Source organism: Citrobacter sp. RHBSTW-01044 (genome assembly GCF_013781945.1).
Taxonomy (GTDB): domain Bacteria; phylum Pseudomonadota; class Gammaproteobacteria; order Enterobacterales; family Enterobacteriaceae; genus Citrobacter; species Citrobacter braakii.
Genome location: NZ_CP056180.1, coordinates 4,370,124 through 4,391,416, shown reverse-complemented (window position 1 = coordinate 4,391,416; position 21,293 = coordinate 4,370,124). Strand labels below are relative to the sequence as shown.

At 53.2% G+C, this 21,293-nt stretch carries 17 protein-coding genes; 10 read left to right on the top strand and 7 right to left on the bottom strand.

Features of this window, described 5'->3' with window-relative positions; all coding sequences use genetic code 11:
* The first annotated feature begins 93 nt into the window (after window positions 1–93).
* Window positions 94–834, top strand: a complete 741-nt coding sequence (gene cysQ, locus HV352_RS21005) for a 3'(2'),5'-bisphosphate nucleotidase CysQ (protein WP_016151445.1) — start codon at window positions 94–96, stop codon at window positions 832–834.
* Here cysQ and HV352_RS21000 read toward each other — a convergent pair.
* A complete protein-coding gene (locus HV352_RS21000) occupies window positions 824–1,381 on the bottom strand; it encodes a YtfJ family protein (protein WP_016155526.1) in 558 nt (185 codons plus the stop codon). The genes cysQ and HV352_RS21000 overlap by 11 nt on opposite strands.
* A gap of 327 nt (window positions 1,382–1,708) precedes the next feature.
* Here HV352_RS21000 and HV352_RS20995 point away from each other — a divergent pair, with 327 nt between their 5' ends.
* The gene (locus tag HV352_RS20995) at window positions 1,709–1,915 is read left to right on the top strand and encodes a DUF1107 domain-containing protein (RefSeq protein WP_003025710.1); all 207 of its coding nucleotides are present in this window, start codon (window positions 1,709–1,711) and stop codon (window positions 1,913–1,915) included.
* A gap of 67 nt (window positions 1,916–1,982) precedes the next feature.
* On the opposite strand, the gene HV352_RS20990 is transcribed toward HV352_RS20995, so the two are convergent.
* Together HV352_RS20990 and msrA are read right to left on the bottom strand one after the other, a co-directional pair.
* On the bottom strand, window positions 1,983–3,323 hold the full coding sequence (locus HV352_RS20990) for a hemolysin family protein (RefSeq protein WP_003830418.1): 1,341 nt from the start codon (window positions 3,321–3,323) through the stop codon (window positions 1,983–1,985).
* Between the two features lie 152 nt (window positions 3,324–3,475).
* A complete protein-coding gene (msrA, locus tag HV352_RS20985; RefSeq protein WP_016155527.1) occupies window positions 3,476–4,114 on the bottom strand; it encodes a peptide-methionine (S)-S-oxide reductase MsrA in 639 nt (212 codons plus the stop codon).
* Window positions 4,115–4,326: 212 nt separating this feature from the next.
* On the opposite strand from msrA, the gene tamA reads away from it, so the two are divergent.
* From tamA to HV352_RS20970, 3 genes are read left to right on the top strand one after another with little or no spacing between them, the layout of a single operon-like run.
* A complete protein-coding gene (tamA, locus tag HV352_RS20980) occupies window positions 4,327–6,060 on the top strand; it encodes an autotransporter assembly complex protein TamA (protein ID WP_016155528.1) in 1,734 nt (577 codons plus the stop codon).
* Window positions 6,057–9,833, top strand: coding sequence for an autotransporter assembly complex protein TamB (gene tamB, locus HV352_RS20975; protein ID WP_103928857.1), 3,777 nt, complete (start codon window positions 6,057–6,059; stop codon window positions 9,831–9,833). Before tamA ends, tamB begins: the two co-directional genes overlap by 4 nt.
* Window positions 9,834–9,835: 2 nt before the next feature.
* The gene (locus tag HV352_RS20970) at window positions 9,836–10,180 is read left to right on the top strand and encodes a gamma-glutamylcyclotransferase (RefSeq protein WP_016151451.1); all 345 of its coding nucleotides are present in this window, start codon (window positions 9,836–9,838) and stop codon (window positions 10,178–10,180) included.
* A 42-nt stretch (window positions 10,181–10,222) separates the two neighbouring features.
* On the opposite strand, the gene HV352_RS20965 is transcribed toward HV352_RS20970, so the two are convergent.
* The 3 genes from HV352_RS20965 to ppa form a co-directional block, all read right to left on the bottom strand.
* Window positions 10,223–12,232 (bottom strand): TonB-dependent receptor, encoded by a 2,010-nt coding sequence (locus HV352_RS20965; protein WP_049270634.1) that lies wholly within the window; start codon window positions 12,230–12,232, stop codon window positions 10,223–10,225.
* An 83-nt stretch (window positions 12,233–12,315) separates the two neighbouring features.
* On the bottom strand, window positions 12,316–13,386 hold the full coding sequence (locus HV352_RS20960; RefSeq protein ID WP_104651658.1) for a YncE family protein: 1,071 nt from the start codon (window positions 13,384–13,386) through the stop codon (window positions 12,316–12,318).
* A 199-nt stretch (window positions 13,387–13,585) separates the two neighbouring features.
* Window positions 13,586–14,113, bottom strand: a complete 528-nt coding sequence (gene ppa / locus HV352_RS20955; RefSeq protein WP_003025726.1) for an inorganic diphosphatase — start codon at window positions 14,111–14,113, stop codon at window positions 13,586–13,588.
* Between the two features lie 309 nt (window positions 14,114–14,422).
* Here ppa and ytfQ point away from each other — a divergent pair, with 309 nt between their 5' ends.
* The 5 genes from ytfQ (at window position 14,423) to HV352_RS20930 (ending at window position 20,207) form a co-directional block, all read left to right on the top strand.
* Entirely contained in the window at window positions 14,423–15,379 is a 957-nt protein-coding gene (gene ytfQ / locus HV352_RS20950; protein WP_016151454.1) for a galactofuranose ABC transporter substrate-binding protein YtfQ, read from the top strand.
* Window positions 15,380–15,464: 85 nt separating this feature from the next.
* Complete coding sequence (gene ytfR, locus HV352_RS20945) at window positions 15,465–16,967, top strand: galactofuranose ABC transporter, ATP-binding protein YtfR (RefSeq protein ID WP_016155533.1); 1,503 nt, start codon at window positions 15,465–15,467, stop codon at window positions 16,965–16,967.
* A 13-nt stretch (window positions 16,968–16,980) separates the two neighbouring features.
* Window positions 16,981–18,003 (top strand): galactofuranose ABC transporter, ATP-binding protein YtfT, encoded by a 1,023-nt coding sequence (gene ytfT / locus HV352_RS20940; RefSeq protein ID WP_016155534.1) that lies wholly within the window; start codon window positions 16,981–16,983, stop codon window positions 18,001–18,003.
* Window positions 17,990–18,991 (top strand): galactofuranose ABC transporter, permease protein YjfF, encoded by a 1,002-nt coding sequence (yjfF, locus tag HV352_RS20935; RefSeq protein ID WP_016151457.1) that lies wholly within the window; start codon window positions 17,990–17,992, stop codon window positions 18,989–18,991. Before ytfT ends, yjfF begins: the two co-directional genes overlap by 14 nt.
* Window positions 18,992–19,094: 103 nt before the next feature.
* On the top strand, window positions 19,095–20,207 hold the full coding sequence (locus HV352_RS20930) for a methyl-accepting chemotaxis protein (protein ID WP_016155535.1): 1,113 nt from the start codon (window positions 19,095–19,097) through the stop codon (window positions 20,205–20,207).
* 52 nt (window positions 20,208–20,259) lie between these two features.
* On the opposite strand, the gene fbp is transcribed toward HV352_RS20930, so the two are convergent.
* The gene (gene fbp, locus HV352_RS20925; RefSeq protein WP_016151459.1) at window positions 20,260–21,258 is read right to left on the bottom strand and encodes a class 1 fructose-bisphosphatase; all 999 of its coding nucleotides are present in this window, start codon (window positions 21,256–21,258) and stop codon (window positions 20,260–20,262) included.
* Between the last annotated feature and the right edge of the window lie 35 nt (window positions 21,259–21,293).

The following is a 21,293-nucleotide window of genomic DNA, read 5'->3' as shown; positions in this document are numbered from 1 at the left end:
AAAACCGCAGACGCTATCACAGTTGGCGGATCCTTTGGCGATCGGGTATAAGTAAAACAACGAGTTAACACCACGACAGAAACGAGGTGGAGAATGTTAGAACATGTATGCCAGCTTGCACGGAATGCGGGCGATGCCATTATGCAGGTCTACGATGGAATCAAACCGATGGAGATTACCAGCAAGCAGGACGATTCTCCGGTCACGGCGGCGGATATCGCCGCGCATACGGTGATCCTCGAAGGATTACTGGCGCTGACGCCGGATATTCCGGTCCTGTCTGAAGAAGCGCCTCCTGGCTGGGATGTTCGCCAGCACTGGCAGCGCTACTGGCTGGTAGACCCGCTGGACGGTACCAAAGAGTTCATTAAGCGTAACGGTGAATTCACCGTCAATATTGCGCTTATCGAGCAAGGAAAGCCGGTACTGGGCGTGGTTTACGCGCCGGTGATGAAAGTGATGTACAGCGCGGCAGAAGGTAAAGCGTGGAAAGAAGAGTGCGGCGTGCGCAAACAAATCCATGTTCGTGACGCGCGTCCGCCGTTGGTGGTGATTAGCCGCTCGCATGCTGACAATGAGTTAAAAGAGTATCTGCAACAGTTGGGTGAGCACCAGACCACGTCGATTGGCTCATCGCTGAAGTTCTGCCTGGTGGCGGAAGGGCAGGCACAGCTGTACCCACGTTTTGGGCCAACTAACGTATGGGACACTGCCGCTGGCCACGCCGTTGCCGCCGCAGCCGGGGCGCACGTTCACGACTGGCAGGGGAAATCTCTGGATTACACCCCACGTGAATCATTCCTCAACCCCGGCTTCCGCGTCGCTATTTACTGAGTAATTTGTGCAGCAGGGCAATAACCTGCTGCACCTCTTCCTGCGTCAACGCACCATCTTTTGCCCACTGAACGCGTCCGTCCTTATCAAGTACGGCGATAGCGGAGCTCTCTTCATCCAGTTGCCAGGCTTTACGCGCAATGCCATTGCTGTCGACAATAAATTGTGACCACGGGTAGAGCTTCTTATTGCTCTCCAGACTGCTGCGCACAAACATACCGGAGCCAGGAATGGCGTCATCGGTGTTGACGATCGTGGTGGTCTGGTATTTGTCGTGCGGCAGGCTGGCCGCTTTGATTGCCTCGATCAGCGTAGCATTTTTCTCTTTGGCGGAGGTGCGTCCGGCAATGTGTTGCACAATTCGCACTTTCCCTGGCAGCTGCGCGCTATTCCAGCTTTTGTAGCTAAACTTATCGTTATCGAGAATCAGTTCGCCGCGATCGGCGATCCCCACCGGCGGTACGCGCTGGTTGGTCTCAAACGAATGCGCACCGGCAATCATCGGCAGCAGCAGGCACGACAGCGCCAGCAGTTTTTGTAAGGTCATAGGTTTTCCTTCTTTCTTTATTTTGCAGGTGATCCGACCACTTGGGTCTGGAATTTAATCATATGTGCGATTGATGCTTTTTCCCGCAAGCGCGATGCCAGTTTGCGGACGGGCGCACAAATCCTGCGAAAAATGAAGGCTTATACTGAAGACAGCGAAGCGTTGAAAAGATAATTCTGAATATTTGTAACCTGAAGGTAAATAAACTTATACACGCTGGAAACATGAGCGAGATAGTCTATAGTCATAGGGCATTAAAATTTGCGCCTGAGGATTGTCGGACCGATTGTGGTACCGCAAAGGCGTAATGCTCAGCAGGAGACAACAATGAAAATTTTCCAACGATACAACCCGCTGCAGGTGGCGAAGTACGTGAAGATCCTGTTTCGTGGACGGTTATATATCAAGGATGTAGGCGCTTTTGAATTTGATAAGGGTAAGATTCTTATCCCAAAAGTGAAGGACAAACTGCATTTTTCCGTGATGTCCGAAGTTAACCGTCAGGTCTTGCGTCTGCAAACTGAGATGGCTTGATCAAAGTGCTATGCGGTAGTTAAAAAAACGGCTCCTGAATGGGAGCCGTTGATGTTTCTGCAGGACGTTAAGACGCCTTTGCCTCTTCTTTTGCATCCGGCAGTTTCGGTACCAGTACGGTAGGTTTACTGTCCAGACGCGTCACCAGCAGCTGATCAATCTTGTAGTTATCGATATCCACCACTTCAAATTTGTAGCCTGAATACTTCACCGAGTCGGTGCGTTTCGGGATTTTACGCAGCATGAACATCATAAAGCCGCCGATGGTTTCATAGTTGCCGGACTGCGGGAACTCATCGATATCCAGGACGCGCATAACGTCATCAATCGGCGTACCGCCATCGACTAACCATGAGTTTTCATCGCGCGCCACGATCTGCTCTTCCAGACCCTGACCGACTAAATCGCCCATCAGCGTAGTCATAACGTCGTTGAGCGTGATAATCCCCACCACCAGCGCGTATTCGTTCATGATGACGGCAAAGTCTTCGCCTGCGGTTTTGAAGCTTTCCAGCGCTTCAGAGAGCGTCAGCGTATCCGGCACAATCAGCGTATTGCGGATCTGTACGCCACTGTTCAGCGCCATGCTTTGGTTCGCCAGTACGCGGTTGAGGAGATCCTTTGAATCGACATAGCCAATGATGTGGTCGATATCTTCGTTACATACCAGGAATTTGGAGTGTGGGTGTTCCGCCACCTTGTTCTTCAGGCTTTGCTCATCTTCGTGGAGATCGAACCAGATAATATTCTCGCGCGAGGTCATGGAAGACGGTACGGTACGGGATTCCAGTTCGAACACATTTTCAATCAGCTCATGTTCCTGCTTACGCAGAACCCCTGCCAACGCACCCGCTTCGACCACGGCGTAAATATCGTCCGAGGTGATGTCGTCTTTACGCACCATCGGGATCTTAAACAGACGGAAGATGTTATTTGCCAGACCGTTAAAGAACCACACCAGCGGGCGGAAGACGAGCAGGCAGAAGCGCATCGGGTTGATGATACGCAAAGCCACAGCTTCTGGCGCAATCATACCGATGCGTTTCGGAGTTAAATCCGCGAACAGGATGAACAGGCCAGTAACCAGCGAGAACGACAGAATAAAGCTTAACTGTTCGGACAGCTCTGGAGTGAAGTACTTCGAGAAAAGGCTGTAAAACGCCGGGGAGAATGCCGCATCACCGACAATACCACCGAGAATAGCGACCGCGTTAAGGCCTATTTGCACAACGGTAAAAAACATGCCGGGGTTTTCCTGCATCTTCAAAACACGTTGTGCGTTTACGTTGCCTTCATCGGCAAGCAGTTTAAGTTTTATTTTGCGTGATGCAGCAAGCGAGATCTCGGATATCGAGAAAAACGCACTCACGGCGATCAGGCAGAGAATGACTAAAATACTGTTTAACATATCTTATCCGACCGTTAAGGCCAGATCCTCGGAAGGGATAAATTGATAAATCCGTGTGAAATACACATTGAAAACCGGTCCGAAGGGAGTGGACCGGCAATTTCAGGAGCTAGTATAGCGTAAGGTACTGTAAAGCCGCCAGAGGGTGGCGATTATCCTTGTGGCGGCAGACAAACGCCAATCCCGCCAATGCCACAGTACCCATAAGGATTTTTATGCAGATACTGCTGGTGGTCGTCCTCGGCATAGTAAAACGGAGTTGCGGTAGTGATTTCCGTTGTAATGGTGCGCTCGTCGCCAGCGGCGGTCATTGCTGCCTGAAAACGCTCAAGGCTTGCCCGTGCCGCGACGGTTTGCTCCGGCGTTAACGGGTAAATGGCGGAGCGATATTGCGTCCCCTGGTCGTTCCCCTGACGCATGCCCTGCGCCGGGTCGTGATTTTCCCAGAACACCTGCAGCAGTTGCTCGTAGCTGATAACATGCGGATCATAGACGACACGTACCGCTTCGGCGTGTCCGGTATCGCCGGAACACACTTCCCGATAGGTTGGGTTAGGGGTGTAGCCGCCGGTATATCCGGCCGCTGTGCTGTATACCCCGGGTAATGACCAGAATAAACGTTCAACGCCCCAGAAACATCCCATGGCGAAAAAGGCGATCTCCATACCGTCGGGCACGTTGGTCATCGAATGTTGGTTAACCGCATGCAGCGTTGCCACTGGCATCGGGGTGTTGCGTCCAGGTAGGGCATCTGCTTGAGTAACAAGATGCTTTCTATCAAATAAACTCATGGCCGTTCTCCCGAAATCAGTCATTTGGGTTAAGGTTGTAACGAGACGCGTCTTTGCCCACAATAAACGGCGTGAATACGTCTAGAGTTAAACATAAGAAATATTTGGGTTGTCGTCTGTTTTTCAACTCTTATTGTTGATTTTTTGTTAAGCCGAGGAACGGCATAGTATTTTTTTCCAGGGGTGGGAAAAAAGGATATTCAGGAGAAAATGTGCCACATATCCGTCAGTTATGTTGGGTGGGATTACTGTGCTTAAGTGGCTCCGCCGCCGCAGCGAATGTTCGCTTACAGGTCGAGGGATTATCAGGACCGCTGGAGAAAAACGTCCGTGCGCAGCTATCCACGATTCAAAGTGATGAAGTCACTCCAGACCGACGCTTTCGTGCGCGCGTTGATGATGCCATCCGCGAAGGGCTAAAAGCGCTGGGCTACTTTGAGCCCACCATTGATTTTGAGCTGCGTCCGCCGCCGGCGAAAGGACGCCAGGTGCTGATTGCCAAAGTGACCCCTGGTGAGCCGGTGCTGATTGGCGGCACCGAAGTGATTCTGCGCGGTGGCGCACGTACGGATAAAGATTACCTGGATCTGCTGAAAACGCGACCGGCAATCGGCACCGTGCTGAATCAGGGGGACTATGATAACTTCAAAAAATCACTCACCAGCGTAGCGCTGCGCAAAGGCTATTTCGACAGTGAATTTAATAAAAGCCAGCTTGGGATAGCGCTCGAACGCCGCCAGGCATTCTGGGATATCGATTACAACAGCGGTGAACGCTATCGCTTTGGCCATGTCACTTTTGAAGGCTCGCAAATTCGCGATGAGTACCTGCAAAATCTGGTGCCCTTTAAAGAGGGTGAAGAATACGAGTCGAAAGATCTGGGCGAACTGAACCGTCGTCTGTCGGCGACCGGATGGTTTAATTCCGTGGTCGTCGCACCGGAATTTGATAAAGCCCGTGAAACCAAAGTGCTGCCGCTGAAAGGCGTTGTGTCGCCGCGAACTGAAAATACCATCGAAACCGGGGTCGGTTACTCAACTGACGTCGGTCCACGGGTGAAGACCTCGTGGAAAAAGCCGTGGATGAACTCCTATGGCCACAGCCTGACCACCAGCGCCAGCATCTCTGCGCCAGAGCAGGTTCTTGATTTCAGTTATAAAATGCCGCTATTAAAGAACCCGCTGGAGCAGTATTACCTGGTGCAGGGGGGCTTTAAGCGTACCGATTTAAACGATACCGAGCAGGACTCCACTACGCTTGCGGTTTCCCGCTACTGGGATCTCTCCAGCGGCTGGCAGCGCGCGATCAACCTGCGCTGGAGCCTCGACCACTTTACCCAGGGTAACGTCACTAACACCACCATGCTGCTCTATCCGGGCGTGATGATCAGCCGGACGCGCTCGCGCGGCGGTCTGATGCCAGTCTGGGGCGACTCCCAACGTTATTCCATCGATTACTCCAACACGGCCTGGGGTTCAGACGTTGATTTCTCCGTCTTCCAGGCGCAAAACGTCTGGATCCGCACGCTGTACGATCGTCATCGCTTTGTGATGCGCGGCAACCTCGGCTGGATCGAAACCGGGGACTTCGACAAAGTACCGCCGGATCTGCGTTTCTTCGCCGGGGGCGATCGCAGCATTCGCGGCTACAAATACAAATCTATTTCGCCTGAAGGCAGCGACGGCAAGCTGAAAGGGGCCTCGAAGCTGGCGACCGGCTCGCTGGAATATCAGTACAACGTGACCGGAAAATGGTGGGGCGCGATGTTTGTCGATAGCGGCGAAGCGGTCAGCGATATCCGCAGAAGCGATTTCAAAACCGGTGCCGGGGTCGGCGTACGCTGGCAATCGCCAGTGGGACCCATCAAGCTCGACTTTGCTGTCCCTGTGGGCGACAAAGATGAACATGGTTTACAGTTTTACATCGGTCTGGGGCCTGAATTATGAGTTTATGGAAGAAGATAAGCCTCGGCGTGCTGATTTTTATCCTGCTGTTGTTAGGCACGGTGGCGTTCCTCGTCGGCACCACCTCGGGCCTGCATCTGATCTTCAAAGCGGCGAATCGTTGGGTTCCGGGGCTGGAGATTGGTCAGGTCACCGGCGGCTGGCGGGATTTATCGCTCAAAAATATTCGTTATGACCAACCTGGCGTGGCTGTGAATGCTGGCGAAGTGCATCTGGCCGTGGGGCTTAACTGCCTGTGGGACAGCAGCCTGTGCGTCAACGATCTGTCGCTGAAAAATATCAACGTGGCAATCGACAGCAAAAAGATGCCGCCATCAGCGCCGGTTGAAGAGGAAGAGAGCGGTCCGCTTAACCTTTCCACACCTTACCCAATCACGCTTTCGCGCGTGGCGCTGAACAACATCAATATCAAAATCGATGACACCACGGTTTCGGTGCTGGAATTTACCTCCGGCCTGAACTGGCAGGAAAAAACGCTAACCCTGAAGCCAACGTCATTACAGGGGCTGCTGATTGCCCTGCCTAAAGTGGCGGAAGTGGCGCAGGAAGAGGTTGTCGAACCAAAGATTCAAAATCCGCAACCGGATGAAAAACCGCTCGGCGAAACGCTAAAAGATCTGTTCTCAAAGCCGGTGCTGCCGGAAATGACCGATGTCCATCTGCCGCTCAATCTCAACATTGAAGCGTTTCGCGGCGAGCAGCTGCGCGTGACCGGGGATACGGATTTAACGGTACATAACATGCTGCTGAAAGTGAGCAGCATTGACGGCAACATGAAACTCGATGCACTGGATATCGACTCGAATCAGGGGACGGTAAAAGCCAGCGGCACGGCGCAACTGACCGACACGTGGCCGGTCGATATTACGTTAAACAGCACGCTCAACGTCGATCCGTTAAAAGGCGAAAAGGTGAAGCTGAAGGTTGGCGGCGCGCTGCGTGAACAGCTGGAAGTCGGCGTAAATCTGTCTGGTCCGGTGGATATGGATCTGCGGGCGCAGGCGCGTCTGGCGGAAGCCGGATTGCCGCTCAACCTTGAGGTGGTGAGTAAGCAGGTTTACTGGCCGTTTACTGGCGACAAGCAGTTCCAGGCTGATGACATCAAGCTCAAACTGACCGGTAAGATGACCGACTATACGCTGTCGATGCGTACCGCTGTGAAAGGGCAGGATATTCCTCCGGCTACCATCACGCTGGACGCCAAAGGCAACGAACAGCAGATCAATCTCGACAAACTCAGCGTTGCGGCGCTGGAAGGGAAAACTGAGCTGAAAGCGCTGGTGGACTGGCAGCAGGCGATCAGCTGGCGCGGGGAGCTAACGCTGGATGGCATCAACACGGCGAAAGCGATCCCGGAGTGGCCATCAAAACTGAATGGCCTGGTGAAAACTCGCGGCAGTCTGTACGGCGGAAGCTGGCAGATGGAGGTGCCCGAGCTGAAGCTGACCGGCAACGTGAAGCAGAACAAGGTTAATGTGCACGGTTCGCTGAAGGGTAACAGCTACCTGCAGTGGACGATCCCGGGCCTGCATCTGGAACTGGGACGCAACAGCGCGGATGTGAAAGGGGAACTGGGGGTCAAAGACCTCAATCTCGACGCGACGATTGATGCCCCGAGCCTGGATAACGCGCTGCCGGGACTGGGCGGTACGGCGAAAGGGCTGGTAAAAGTTCGCGGTACGGTTGAAGCGCCACAGCTGCTGGCGGATATCACCGCCCGGGGTCTGCGCTGGCAGGAGCTGTCCGTCGCTCAGGTGCGCGTCGAAGGCGACGTGAAATCGGCAGAGCAAATCGCTGGTAATCTCAACGTTCGCGTAGAGCGGATTGTACAGCCTGACGTGAATATTGGCCTGGTGACGCTCAATGCCAAAGGTAGCGAAAAGCAGCATGAGCTGCAGTTGCGCATTCAGGGGGAACCGGTCTCCGGGCAGCTCTCCCTGGCAGGTAGCTTTGATCGCCAAGAGCAGCGCTGGAAAGGTGCGTTAAGCGATACCCGCTTCCAGACGCCGGTCGGTCCGTGGTCCCTTAACCGCCCTGTCGCGCTGGATTATCGCAATCAGGAACAGAAAATCAGCATTGGGCCGCACTGCTGGAACAACCCGAATGCGGAACTGTGCGTACCGCAAACCATTGATGCCGGTGCACAAGGACGCGCGGTGGTGAACCTTAACCGCTTTGACCTGGCGATGCTAAAACCGTTTATGCCGGATACAACCCAGGCCAGCGGTGTTTTCACTGGCAAAGCAGATGTGAGCTGGGACACCACCAAAGAGGGGCTGCCGCAGGGGCAGGTTACGCTGAGCGGACGTAACGTGAAGGTCACGCAAAGCGTGAACGATGCGCCGCTCCCTGTGGCGTTTGAAACGCTGAATCTGACCGCCGACCTGCACAATAACCGTGCCGAGCTGGGCTGGCTGATTCGCCTGACCAACAACGGGCAGTTTGACGGCCAGGTGCAGGTGACGGATCCGCAAGGACGCCGCAGTCTCGGCGGCAACGTCAACATCCGCAACTTCAATCTGGCGATGGTGAACCCCATTTTCTCGCGCGGTGAAAAAGCGGCTGGGGTGATCAACGCCAACCTACGTCTGGGCGGTGATGTGCAAAGCCCGCAACTGCTCGGACAACTGCAACTGAGCGGTCTGGATATCGACGGCAACTTTATGCCGTTTGACATGCAGCCAAGCCAGTTAGCCGTTAACTTCACCGGAACACGCTCAACGCTGGCGGGCGTGGTGCGTACGCAGCAGGGCGAAATTAACCTGAGCGGCGATGCCGACTGGAGTCAGATAGACAACTGGCGGGCGCGCGTTGCGGCTAAAGGCAGCAGGGTTCGTATTACCGTGCCGCCGATGGTCCGCCTGGACGTATCGCCGGACGTGGTCTTTGAAGCCACGCCGAGCCTGTTTACCCTTGATGGCAACGTGGATGTGCCGTGGGCGCGTATCGTGGTACACGACCTGCCGGAGAGCGCGGTAGGGGTTTCCAGCGATATGGTCATGCTTAACAACAATCTGCAACCGGAGAAACCGCAGACAGCAGGTATTCCGATCAACAGCAACCTGAACATCCACGTCGGTAACAACGTGCGTATTGACGCCTTTGGTCTAAAAGCGCGTCTGACGGGCGATCTGAAAGTGGTGCAGGATAAGCAGGGGCTGGGGCTGAACGGACAAATTAATATTCCGAGCGGACGTTTCCATGCCTATGGTCAGGATCTGATTGTGCGTAAGGGCGAGCTGTTGTTCTCCGGTCCGCCTGATCAGCCGTTACTCAACATCGAAGCAATTCGTAACCCGGAAGCCACCGAAGACGACGTGATCGCCGGGGTTCGCGTCACGGGCACCGCCGATGAACCGAAGGCGGAGATCTTCTCCGACCCGGCGATGTCGCAGCAAATGGCGCTTTCCTACCTGCTACGCGGACAAGGACTGGATAGCGAACAGAGCGACAGCGCGGCAATGACTTCAATGCTTATTGGTCTGGGGGTTGCACAAAGTGGTCAGGTTGTGGGTAAAATCGGGGAGACATTTGGCGTAAGCAATCTGGCACTGGACACACAAGGGGTGGGTGATTCATCTCAGGTGGTTGTCAGCGGATACGTACTGCCAGGTCTGCAGGTGAAATATGGTGTGGGTATATTTGACTCCTTAGCGACACTCACGCTACGTTATCGTCTGATGCCTAAGCTATATCTGGAAGCAGTGTCTGGCGTAGATCAGGCACTTGATTTGCTCTATCAGTTCGAGTTTTAGCAATGCGAATATTTGTCTACGGCAGTTTACGAACCAAACAAGGCAACAGCCACTGGATGACCAATGCCCTGTTGCTGGGAAATTTCAGTATCGACAACTACCAGTTGTATAGCCTGGGCCACTATCCAGGCGCCGTTCCAGGAGAGGGAACAGTACACGGGGAAGTTTATCGTATTGATAACGCCACGCTGGCAGAGCTTGACGCTCTGCGTACCCGTGGCGGTGAATACGCACGCCAGTTAATTCAAACGCCGTACGGAAGTGCATGGATGTACGTGTACCAACGTCCGGTTGATGGCTTAACGCTGATTGAAAGCGGTAACTGGTTAGACCGAGACCAGTACTGATATGAACACGCCACCCTCGGGTGGCGTTGTTTTATTCTGGATTTAAAACTCCACGCGCGCGCCGAGGTTATAGCGGCGTCCTTCCACCTGTGCGGATTCGTTCCACGCGGTTGTCAGTTTCGGATCTTCATCCAACACGTTGTAGACCCCAGCCATCAGTTGCGTGTGCTTATTGAGCTGATAACGTACGCCTACGTCCACCATTGTGTAGTCATCGTATTTATAGTTATTGCCGCTGTTGCGGTTACTGCTGCGATAATTCACCGTACTCCATACGTCCAGGCTTTGCGTTGCCGCCCAGTTCAGCGACAGATTCGCCATATGGCGCGGATAATCGTTTAGCGCGTAGCCTTTGTTAACGCCGCTTTTTTGTTCGCTGTGGTTCCAGGTGTAGTTAGCGTTGGCTTTTACATCGGCGGTAATCTGCCAGTCGGCATTCAGTTCTATACCGTATACATCCGCCTCGCTGACGTTGAAGTATTTACTGACGGAATCCGCGTTGTAGCCGTTGACGGAGCACTGGTTCGTCGACGTGGTTTCACAAATAGTTTGTTCAGCAATTTTGTCTTTGAACTGCGTATAGAAGACGGTGCTGTCGAGCGATAGCGCATCTACCGTCCAGTAGAGGCCCAGTTCAGAGTTAACGCTTTGTTCAGGTTTCAGGTCGTCGTTACCAACGGTGAGGAAGGGATAAGGTACGGTTGAGCCGTAAGGGGTTACGAAGTTGCTGGACGTCGCGCGCAGCTCCGGTTTTTTATAGCCTGCGGAAACGCCGCCTTTCAGCGCCCAGTCATTGCTAAAGGCCCAGTTACCGTACATTTTTGGCGTAATATGTGTGCCAAAATTGTCATCCTGGTCCATCCTCGCTGACGTGGTCAGGATGAAATCGCCAATGCTCCAGCCGTCTTCAGCAAACAATGCCCAACCGTTACGGCTGATTTTGGTCACCGGGTCAGATCCGGGCAGCGTTTTGTTGGCCACATCAAAGCGGTCATTCAGCTCTTCGCGCGTGAAATTCGCCCCAACGGTCAGTTTATGGGTGTCGAGCGTGAAAGTGGTTTGCGAATTGGCGACGTAGTTCTCCATCTGCACATACTGCGGGGACTGTCCGTCATAAACGTACTTCGAACGGCCTTTTTCATAGTTTATGTAGTTGGTTGTCGCGATGGTGTCGTCTGCATACCAGCCGGTATGCGTCAGGGTGGCGGCGTTACGATCGAACAGCCATGACCACGGCGCACCGCGTTTCTGGGTACGGTTTTTTTCCTGCTCACCGGTGACCACGTTGAGATCGAACAGGTTATTCTCGCTGGCGGCCAGGCCCAATGTCATATCAACGGATTTACGATTGTGTTTGCCAAAATAGTTATTGCGATCGTCATCGCGACGGTCAAGCCAGTCGGCCGCCACGCTAAGGCCGAGAACATCGGGCACAATCGGCCCCATGGTAAACAAATTCATCTGGCTGGTATTACCTAAATACTGGTGTTCCTGCAGCCAGGTATTGGCAGCAATTGCCGTGGTCCACTCTTTTGCGCCGTACGGTTTTTTGGTAATGACGTTAACCACACCGCCGATGGCGTCTGAACCGTACAGCGAGGACATCGGCCCACGGATAACTTCGATACGCTCAATGGCCTCCATTGGCGGTAAGAAGTTGGCTTCAGTACCAATATCATGTCCGTAAGGACGAGATTCACCGGTATTTTGTTTGACGCTGTTGACCATAAAAGCGGTATAGGACGGGTCCATGCCGCGGATCATAATGCTACCGGCGTTCATGCCACTGCTGTTGGTGACCGAGACACCGGGAAGGTTTTTAATGGCTTCACCGATGCTACGGTCCGGCTGAATATCCAGCGTGTTACGATCGATAACTGAAATAGTGGCCGGCGCTTCGCGTTTTTGCTGCGAGAATCCGGATGCGGTGATCACCATTTCATCTTCGCTAGTGCGTGAGGTCTCGGTGAGTTCTTCTGCCTGGGTGGGGAAAATAACACCGCCTGAGAATGCAACGATCCCTGTCAGCGTAATAAGTTGACGCGTTTTCATAATATAGACACCTGAAAAGTAAAAAATAAAAACATCACCTTGCAGCTCAAAAAAGCTGCAAGGTGCAGATAGTTTTTTAATTATTAATATTTAGAGAGATCGATTTTCAGCACGTAGTCGGGCTTCACACCTGTCATTTTTTCCGACTGTTTGACGCTGACGTACAGGGTGTTAGCATCTGCCGAGAGCGCCAGGCTGTTAGGTAATGCATTGGTTTCAATGCTTTGTTTTACCTGGTAGGTCTTGCTGTTCACAATGCTGATGCGTTTAGCATTACGGTGGGTGATATAAACTTCCTGGCGTTTTTCGTTATATATCACTGCCAGCGAGTTAATAACCTTAATTGGTGCAATAACCTTACCGGTATTAAGATCAAAAACCAGTACGTCCGCTAAATCCGGATCGGTCAGGAATGCGCGGTTATTTTTTGCATCCAGGGCAATATTCAGGAAAAAATGTTTTTTATCTGGCTCAATGGTAAAGCGATTAATAATTTGATGGTTGGTGGTATCCAGCGTAATAAGTTCGTTTCGGCCATTCACAACATACAGGCGGTTCTTATTTGCATCCACGGCCATGCCGGTCGGGTACTGGCCCATGTTCTCGAGGGTGGCGATTTTCTCGCGCTTTTGTGTGTCCACCACCCAGACTATGCCCTTTTCAGCCACGCCGGAAACGTACAGACGGTGGTGCTGTTTATCGAGCACCATTTCACGCGTATGAACAATATCTTTCGGGTTTTTGGCTTCGCTCAGTTGCAGTATCGCCAGCTCTTTACCGCTGCGGGTATCGACTAGCGTTACTGAACCTTCCAGCGTGTTGCCGACATACAGCACCTGGTTTTCTTCATCCAGCGCGGTGGCAAAGGCACGACGACTGGTGTCGATGACTTCAGTCGTCGTGAGTTTCTCCAGATCGAGTTTGTAGATAAGCCCGCTGGTTTTATCTTTATCAAACGACGGCGACGAGGCGACAAAAAGCGCATTCTGCTGGCTATCAACCGCCAGCTCATACACGCCGTTACCGACATCGCGAGTCAGAAAATCTTTCTCAGGTAGCGTCTGCGCCACGCTGGACAGGCTGGTAAATAACAGCGCTGTGGCGAGTGCCACGCAGGAATAGCGTTTCAGGGACTTCACATTGTGGAGGTTCATTGACTTTTATTCACATTTATTTACATGATGAGAATGATAATGAGATCTAATATCATTCGCAATTAAGATAAATGAAATGTGACTACCCATTCTGGTAGGTCAAAAAGAAAACAGCGAAGGGGAGAGGTGGTAGAACGTAGAAATTTAAAAACCCTTACTAACCAGAGACTGGCGTTCAGGGTTTTAAGCTAACGCGAACTTACTTCTTCGCGCGCTCGAAAGAAGCAACGATTTCAGCTTTAGCGGCTTCAGCGTTGTCCCAACCGTCAACTTTCACCCATTTGCCCGCTTCGAGATCTTTGTAGTGTTCGAAGAAGTGGGTGATCTGTGCTTTCAGCAGTTCCGGCAGGTCGGTCACATCTTTGATGTGATCGTATTCTTTGCTCAGCTTAGTGTGCGGAACCGCAACCAGTTTCGCATCTTCACCGGATTCGTCAGTCATTTTCAGTACGCCAACCGGACGGCAGCGGATCACTGAACCTGGCTCCAGCGGGTACGGAGTCGGGACAAGAACGTCTACTGGGTCACCGTCCAGAGACAGGGTGTGGTTGATGTAACCGTAGTTGCACGGATAGAACATCGCGGTGGACATGAAGCGGTCAACGAACAGGGCGCCGCTCTCTTTGTCAACTTCGTATTTGATCGGATCTGCGTTGGCAGGGATCTCGATAACAACGTAGATATCTTCCGGCAGATCTTTACCGGCAGGGACGTTGAGTAAGCTCATGTCTGTTTCCTTTAAATAAGCTATGGCAAACAAGTGGCGGGTATTATAGCCAACTCGCGCTGAATGTCTCCGCTTGTTTTCGCTTTCTCTGCGCTCATTTTCTTCTTTTTACCCCTCTCTCGTGACAGAAAAATCCATATCTTCAGCCGCATTTTTCATAGCGGGATGAAAGCGATTACAAAGTTGTGATTAACGTTTTATTTACTTTTTTGAAGTGTGATGTAACGCAATTCGTTACATGCTCAATTGTCTATAGTTTTTTCGCGACGGTTTATTAACCAACAATAATCACCCTACGAGGACGCACTTATGTGGAAGCGCTTACTTTTAGTCACAGCAGTTTCGGCAGCCATGTCGTCTATGGCAATGGCAGCCCCTTTAACCGTAGGATTTTCGCAAGTTGGCTCTGAATCCGGCTGGCGCGCCGCAGAAACCAACGTTGCGAAAAGCGAGGCTGAAAAGCGTGGTATTACGCTGAAAATCGCTGACGGCCAGCAAAAGCAGGAAAACCAGATTAAAGCAGTTCGCTCATTTGTTGCGCAGGGCGTTGACGCCATCTTTATTGCGCCAGTCGTGGCAACGGGTTGGGAACCGGTTTTAAAAGAGGCTAAAGATGCCGACATTCCGGTCTTTTTGCTCGATCGTTCCATCGATGTAAAAGACAAATCTCTCTATATGACCACGGTCACCGCCGACAACGTGCTGGAAGGTAAATTGATCGGCGACTGGTTGATTAAACAGGTGAACGGCAAGCCGTGTAACGTCGTTGAGCTGCAAGGGACCGTCGGGGCCAGCGTGGCCATCGATCGTAAAAAAGGGTTTGCTGAAGCCATCGCCAACGCGCCAAACATTAAGATTATCCGCTCACAGTCCGGCGACTTCACCCGCAGTAAAGGGAAAGAAGTGATGGAGAGCTTTATCAAAGCGGAAAACAATGGCAAGAACATCTGCATGGTTTACGCCCATAACGATGACATGGTGATCGGGGCGATCCAGGCGATTAAAGAAGCGGGCCTGAAACCCGGCAAAGATATTCTGACCGGTTCCATCGACGGCGTACCGGATATCTACAAAGCAATGATTGACGGTGAAGCCAACGCCAGCGTCGAGCTGACGCCGAATATGGCAGGCCCGGCATTCGACGCGCTGGAGAAATTCAAAAAAGACGGCACGATGCCTGAAAAGCTGACCATTACCAAGTCGATCCTCTATCTGCCGGATACCGCGAAAGAAGAGTTAGAGAAGAAGAAAAACATGGGCTACTAGTTTTGCTGCCGGTCTTCCGTAGGCCTGATGGCGTTGCGCTTATCAGGCCTACGAAAAGGCCGTGATTTCGTACCGGAGGAATGCCATGACCACCGACCCCCATCAGGAAATCCTCCGCACCGAAGGATTGAGCAAATTCTTTCCCGGCGTCAAAGCGCTGGATAACGTGGATTTCAGCTTGCGTCGCGGTGAGATTATGGCGCTGCTGGGAGAAAACGGAGCCGGTAAATCGACGCTGATCAAAGCGCTGACCGGCGTTTACCATGCCGATCGCGGCACGATCTGGCTCGAAGGCCAGCCTATCTCCCCCAAAAATACCGCCCATGCCCAGCAGTTGGGGATCGGTACCGTGTATCAGGAAGTGAATCTGCTGCCCAATATGTCGGTAGCGGATAACTTGTTTATTGGCCGTGAACCGCGGCGTTTTGGCCTGCTGCTGCGCAAGCAGATGGAAAAACGCGCGACGGAGTTGATGGCGTCATACGGTTTTTCCCTCGACGTGCGCGAGCCGCTGAACCGCTTTTCCGTGGCGATGCAGCAGATCGTCGCCATCTGTCGGGCGATCGATCTCTCCGCGAAAGTGCTGATCCTCGATGAGCCCACCGCCAGTCTTGATACCCAGGAAGTAGAAATGCTGTTCGGCCTGATGCGGCATTTGCGCGATCGGGGCGTCAGTCTGATCTTCGTTACCCATTTCCTCGATCAGGTCTATCAGGTCAGCGATCGCATTACCGTCCTGCGTAACGGCGGCTTCGTTGGCTGCCGTGAAACCCGCGACCTGCCACAGATCGAACTGGTCAAAATGATGCTGGGTCGCGAACTGGATACCCATGCGCTACAGCGTGCGGGCCGTACGTTGCTGAGTGATAAACCAGTGGCGGCCTTTAGCGACTTTGGCAAGAAAGGCACCATTGCGCCGTTTGATCTACAGGTGCGCCCTGGTGAGATCGTCGGTCTCGCAGGACTGCTGGGATCCGGGCGAACGGAAACGGCGGAGGTGATCTTCGGTATTAAACCCGCCGACAGCGGCAGTGCGCTGATCAAAGGCAAAGCGCAGACCTTGCGATCGCCGCATCAGGCTTCGTGTCTGGGGATCGGCTTCTGTCCGGAGGATCGCAAAACGGATGGCATTATCGCCGCCGCCTCGGTGCGGGAAAACATCATTCTGGCATTACAGGCGCAGCGTGGCTGGCTGCGGCCTATTCCGCGGAAAGAACAAAATGAGATTGCCGAGCGTTTTATCCGCCAGCTCGGAATTCGCACCCCCAACGCTGAACAGCCGATCGAATTCCTCTCCGGCGGCAATCAGCAAAAAGTATTGCTCTCGCGCTGGTTACTGACCAAACCGCAGTTCCTGATCCTCGATGAACCTACGCGTGGGATCGACGTCGGCGCGCATGCCGAGATCATCCGCCTGATCGAAACGCTGTGCGCGGATGGTCTGGCGCTGCTGGTGATTTCATCCGAACTGGAAGAGTTAGTGGGCTATGCCGATCGGGTCATTATTATGCGCGATCGCAAACAGGTGGCCGAGATCCCGCTGGCTGAACTGTCCGTACCGGCGATCATGAACGCCATTGCGGCCTAAGGAGACTATGGTGATGCCTCAATCTCTCCCTCAATCCACTCCGCCGCAACGGCGATTCCGCTGGCCAAAAGGCATGCCACAACTGGTGGCGCTACTGCTGGTGCTGCTGGTGGATAGCCTGGTCGCACCGCACTTTTATCAGGTGATTTTGCAAGATGGTCGGCTGTTCGGTAGCCCGATTGATATTCTCAACCGTGCCGCCCCCGTGGCGCTGTTAGCGATTGGCATGACGCTGGTGATTGCCACCGGCGGCATCGACCTTTCCGTAGGCGCCGTCATGGCCATTGCCGGTGCCACCACCGCGGCGATGACGGTGGCCGGGCACAGTTTGCCGGTGGTGCTGCTTGCCGCCTTAGGCTCCGGCATTCTGGCAGGGTTATGGAACGGGATTCTGGTGGCAATCCTCAAGATCCAACCGTTCGTTGCCACGCTAATCCTGATGGTGGCCGGACGCGGAGTGGCGCAGCTTATCACCTCCGGGCAGATCGTCACCTTCAATTCGCCCGAACTGTCGTGGTTTGGCAGCGGCTCGCTCTTACTGTTCCCCACGCCAGTGATCATTGCCCTGCTAACGCTGGTGGTGTTCTGGCTACTGACGCGTAAAACGGCGCTGGGGATGTTTATTGAAGCGGTAGGCATCAACATTCGTGCGGCAAAAAACGCCGGGGTGAACACGCGCATTATCGTGATGCTCACCTATGTGCTGAGCGGTCTGTGTGCGGCTATCGCCGGCATTATCGTCACGGCGGATATCCGCGGGGCAGATGCCAATAACGCCGGATTGTGGCTGGAACTGGATGCCATCCTGGCGGTAGTTATCGGCGGCGGCTCGCTGATGGGCGGGCGCTTTAATCTGCTGCTGTCGGTGGTCGGGGCATTGATTATTCAGGGCATGAACACCGGGATTTTACTGTCGGGCTTCCCGCCAGAACTAAATCAAGTGGTCAAAGCCGTGGTGGTGTTGTGTGTGCTGGTCGTGCAATCACAACGCTTTATCAGCCTGATAAAAGGAGTGCGTGGTCATGATAAAACGTAATTTACCGCTGATGATCACCCTCGGCGTGTTTGTGCTGGGTTACCTCTACTGCCTGACACAATTTCCGGCTTTTGCTTCAACCAGAGTTATCTGCAATATCCTGACCGATAACGCTTTTCTGGGCATCATCGCCGTGGGCATGACCTTCGTGATTCTCTCTGGCGGGATCGACCTGTCCGTTGGCTCGGTGATCGCGTTTACCGGCGTATTTCTGGCGAAGGCCATTGGCTACTGGGGTATATCTCCGCTGCTGGCGTTTCCCCTGATTCTGCTGATGGGCTGTGCGTTTGGCGCGTTTATGGGGTTACTGATTGATGCGCTGAAGATCCCGGCATTCATTATTACCCTGGCAGGAATGTTCTTCCTGCGCGGTGTCAGCTATCTGGTGTCTGAAGAGTCGATCCCAATTAACCATCCGGTTTATGACATGCTCTCAAGCCTGGCATGGAAAATTCCCGGCGGCGGCCGCCTGAGTGCAATGGGATTGCTGATGCTGGCGGTAGTCGTCATTGGCATATTCCTGGCGCACCGTACGCGCTTTGGTAATCAGGTTTACGCGATTGGCGGCAACGCCACCTCTGCCAACTTGATGGGGATCTCAACCCGCAGCACGACCATCCGTATCTATATGCTGTCGACCGGGCTTGCGACGCTTGCTGGCATTGTCTTTTCAATTTACACCCAGGCGGGTTATGCGCTGGCGGGCGTCGGCGTTGAGCTGGATGCGATTGCCTCAGTCGTGATTGGCGGAACCCTGTTGAGCGGTGGGGTCGGTACGGTGTTAGGAACGTTGTTTGGTGTCGCCATTCAGGGGTTGATCCAGACCTACATTAATTTTGATGGCACATTAAGTTCCTGGTGGACGAAGATCGCGATTGGCATTTTATTGTTTATTTTTATTGCCTTACAGCGCGGTCTGACGGTACTTTGGGAAAATCGTCAAAGCTCGCCAGTAACCAGAGTGGGGACGGCGGCAACACCAAAGTAACATCCTGATTTTTCACTAAACATTTAAATACCTAAACTTTTTCCGGTTGTAGTCGATAGGTTCTGTACAGGTCTGTTTTAACCCTACAACCGGAAATATAACGATGCCAAAATCCCTTTCAATTCGATCAAGTTTGTTGGTGTTATTGTCTCTGCTAACGTTCCTTCTGTTGCTGACCGGCGGTATGGGGCTGTATGCCTCTACCCGTATCATTACTTCTTTGATTTACCACGGTATTATGAGCGCCTCGATGTTGGCTGCCCTCGCGTTGCTGGCGGTGATTTGGTTCATGTTGCGAAATAAGTTTCTCAAGCCGCTGGATAATATGGTTGAGCAACTGGAACGCCTGGCGACGGGGGATTTGTCGCCGGTTACCGCGCTGTCGGCCAGCGCCGAATTCAACCGTCTGAACGCGGCAATGGATGAAATGCGCCATGCGCTGGGCGACTCGGTACAGCGTGTCCGCGATGCCAGTTTACAAATTGATATTGGTAGCCGTGAGCTGACGGCCGGGAACCAGCATCTGGCACAACGTACTGAATCGACAGCCACTTCGCTGGAGCAGACCGCCGCCAGTATGGAAGAACTCACGGCGACCGTGAAACAGAATGCGCAGAACGCGGAACAGGCACACCAGTTGGCAAAATCGGTGTCGGATACCGCCGATCGCGGTAGTGAGATGGTGTGCTATGTGATTGAGAAAATGCGCGATATTTCCGGCAGTTCCAGCCGAATCGCCGATATCCTCAGCGTAATCGACGGTATTGCTTTCCAGACCAACATCCTGGCGCTCAATGCTTCTGTTGAAGCGGCGCGTGCCGGTGAGCAAGGGCGGGGCTTTGCGGTCGTTGCAGGTGAAGTGCGTAATCTGGCCAGCCGCAGCGCCGAGGCGGCAAAAGAGATCCGCACGTTAATCAGCGATTCACACACCCACGTGGGAGAAGGCAGCGAACTGGCGCAGCAGGCGGGCGAAACCATGGATGAGATTGCCAATGAAGTGATGCGCATGACCAAACTGATGCGTGAAATTGCCAGCGCGTCGCAGGAACAGAGTCGCGGCATTGAGCAGGTGAATATCGCGGTGATTCAGATGGATGAAACGGCGCAGCAAAATGCGGCGCTGGTACAGCAGTCTTCAGCGGCTACCCGCTCGCTGGAAGAGCAGTCACATGCCCTGCTCGAAGCAATGGCGGCGTTTAAAGTACAAACGGCGTAGGGGATAAATTTGCCGGATGATGGCGTTAACACGTCTCATCCGGCAAAGCGTATTACGCGTCCGGGAATTCGCGGATAAAGCGTTCTACATCTTCAACCATATGGTCGTTACCTACGAAGAAGGAGCGACGCTGGTGCAGGCTTTCCGGGGTGATATCCAGAATGCGATCCTTACCATCGCTCGCTTTGCCGCCCGCCTGCTCGGCCAGGAAGGCCATCGGATTGCATTCGTACAGCAGACGCAGCTTCCCTTGCGGGTGGCTGGCGGTGCTTGGGTACAGGTAGATCCCGCCTTTGAGCAGATTACGATGGAAATCCGCAACCAGAGAGCCAATGTAGCGCGAGGTGTACGGGCGCTGAGTTGACTTATCTTCTTCCTGGCAGAATTTAATGTACTTCTTCACGCCGTTCGGGAATTTAATGTAGTTGCCTTCGTTAATGGAGTACGTGCTGCCTTTCGCCGGGAAGCGCATACGTTCCTGGCTGAGGCAGAATACGCCCAGAGAAGGATCGTAGGTGAAGGCGTGTACGCCACAGCCGGTGGTATACACCAGCATGGTGGAAGAACCATAAACAACGTAGCCCGCAGCAACCTGCTTGTTGCCTGGTTGCAGGAAATCCTCTTCCGTGACCGGCGTGCCGACTGGGGTTACGCGGCGATAAATAGAGAAAATCGTACCGACAGAGACGTTAACATCGATGTTGGATGAGCCATCCAGAGGATCCATCAGCACAACATATTTTGCGTGTTCACAGCCTTCAAAGACGACGATTTCATCTTCTTCTTCCGAGGCAATGCCCGCCACAATGTCGCGCGCCTTCAGTGCAGCTTTCAGTTTTTCGTTCGCGAACAGATCGAGTTTTTGCTGAACCTCTCCCTGCACGTTCTCAGCACCGCTGGCACCCAGGATATCGACCAGACCGGCCTTGTTGATATCGCGGTGGATGATCTTGGCGCCCAGCTTTATTGCCGACAACAAAGCAGTGAGTTCACCGGTAGCATGAGAAAACTCGTGCTGCTTTTCGACAATAAATTCACCTAACGTTTTCATAACACTTTCCCTGCAATTTATGTGGAGTAAAGCGA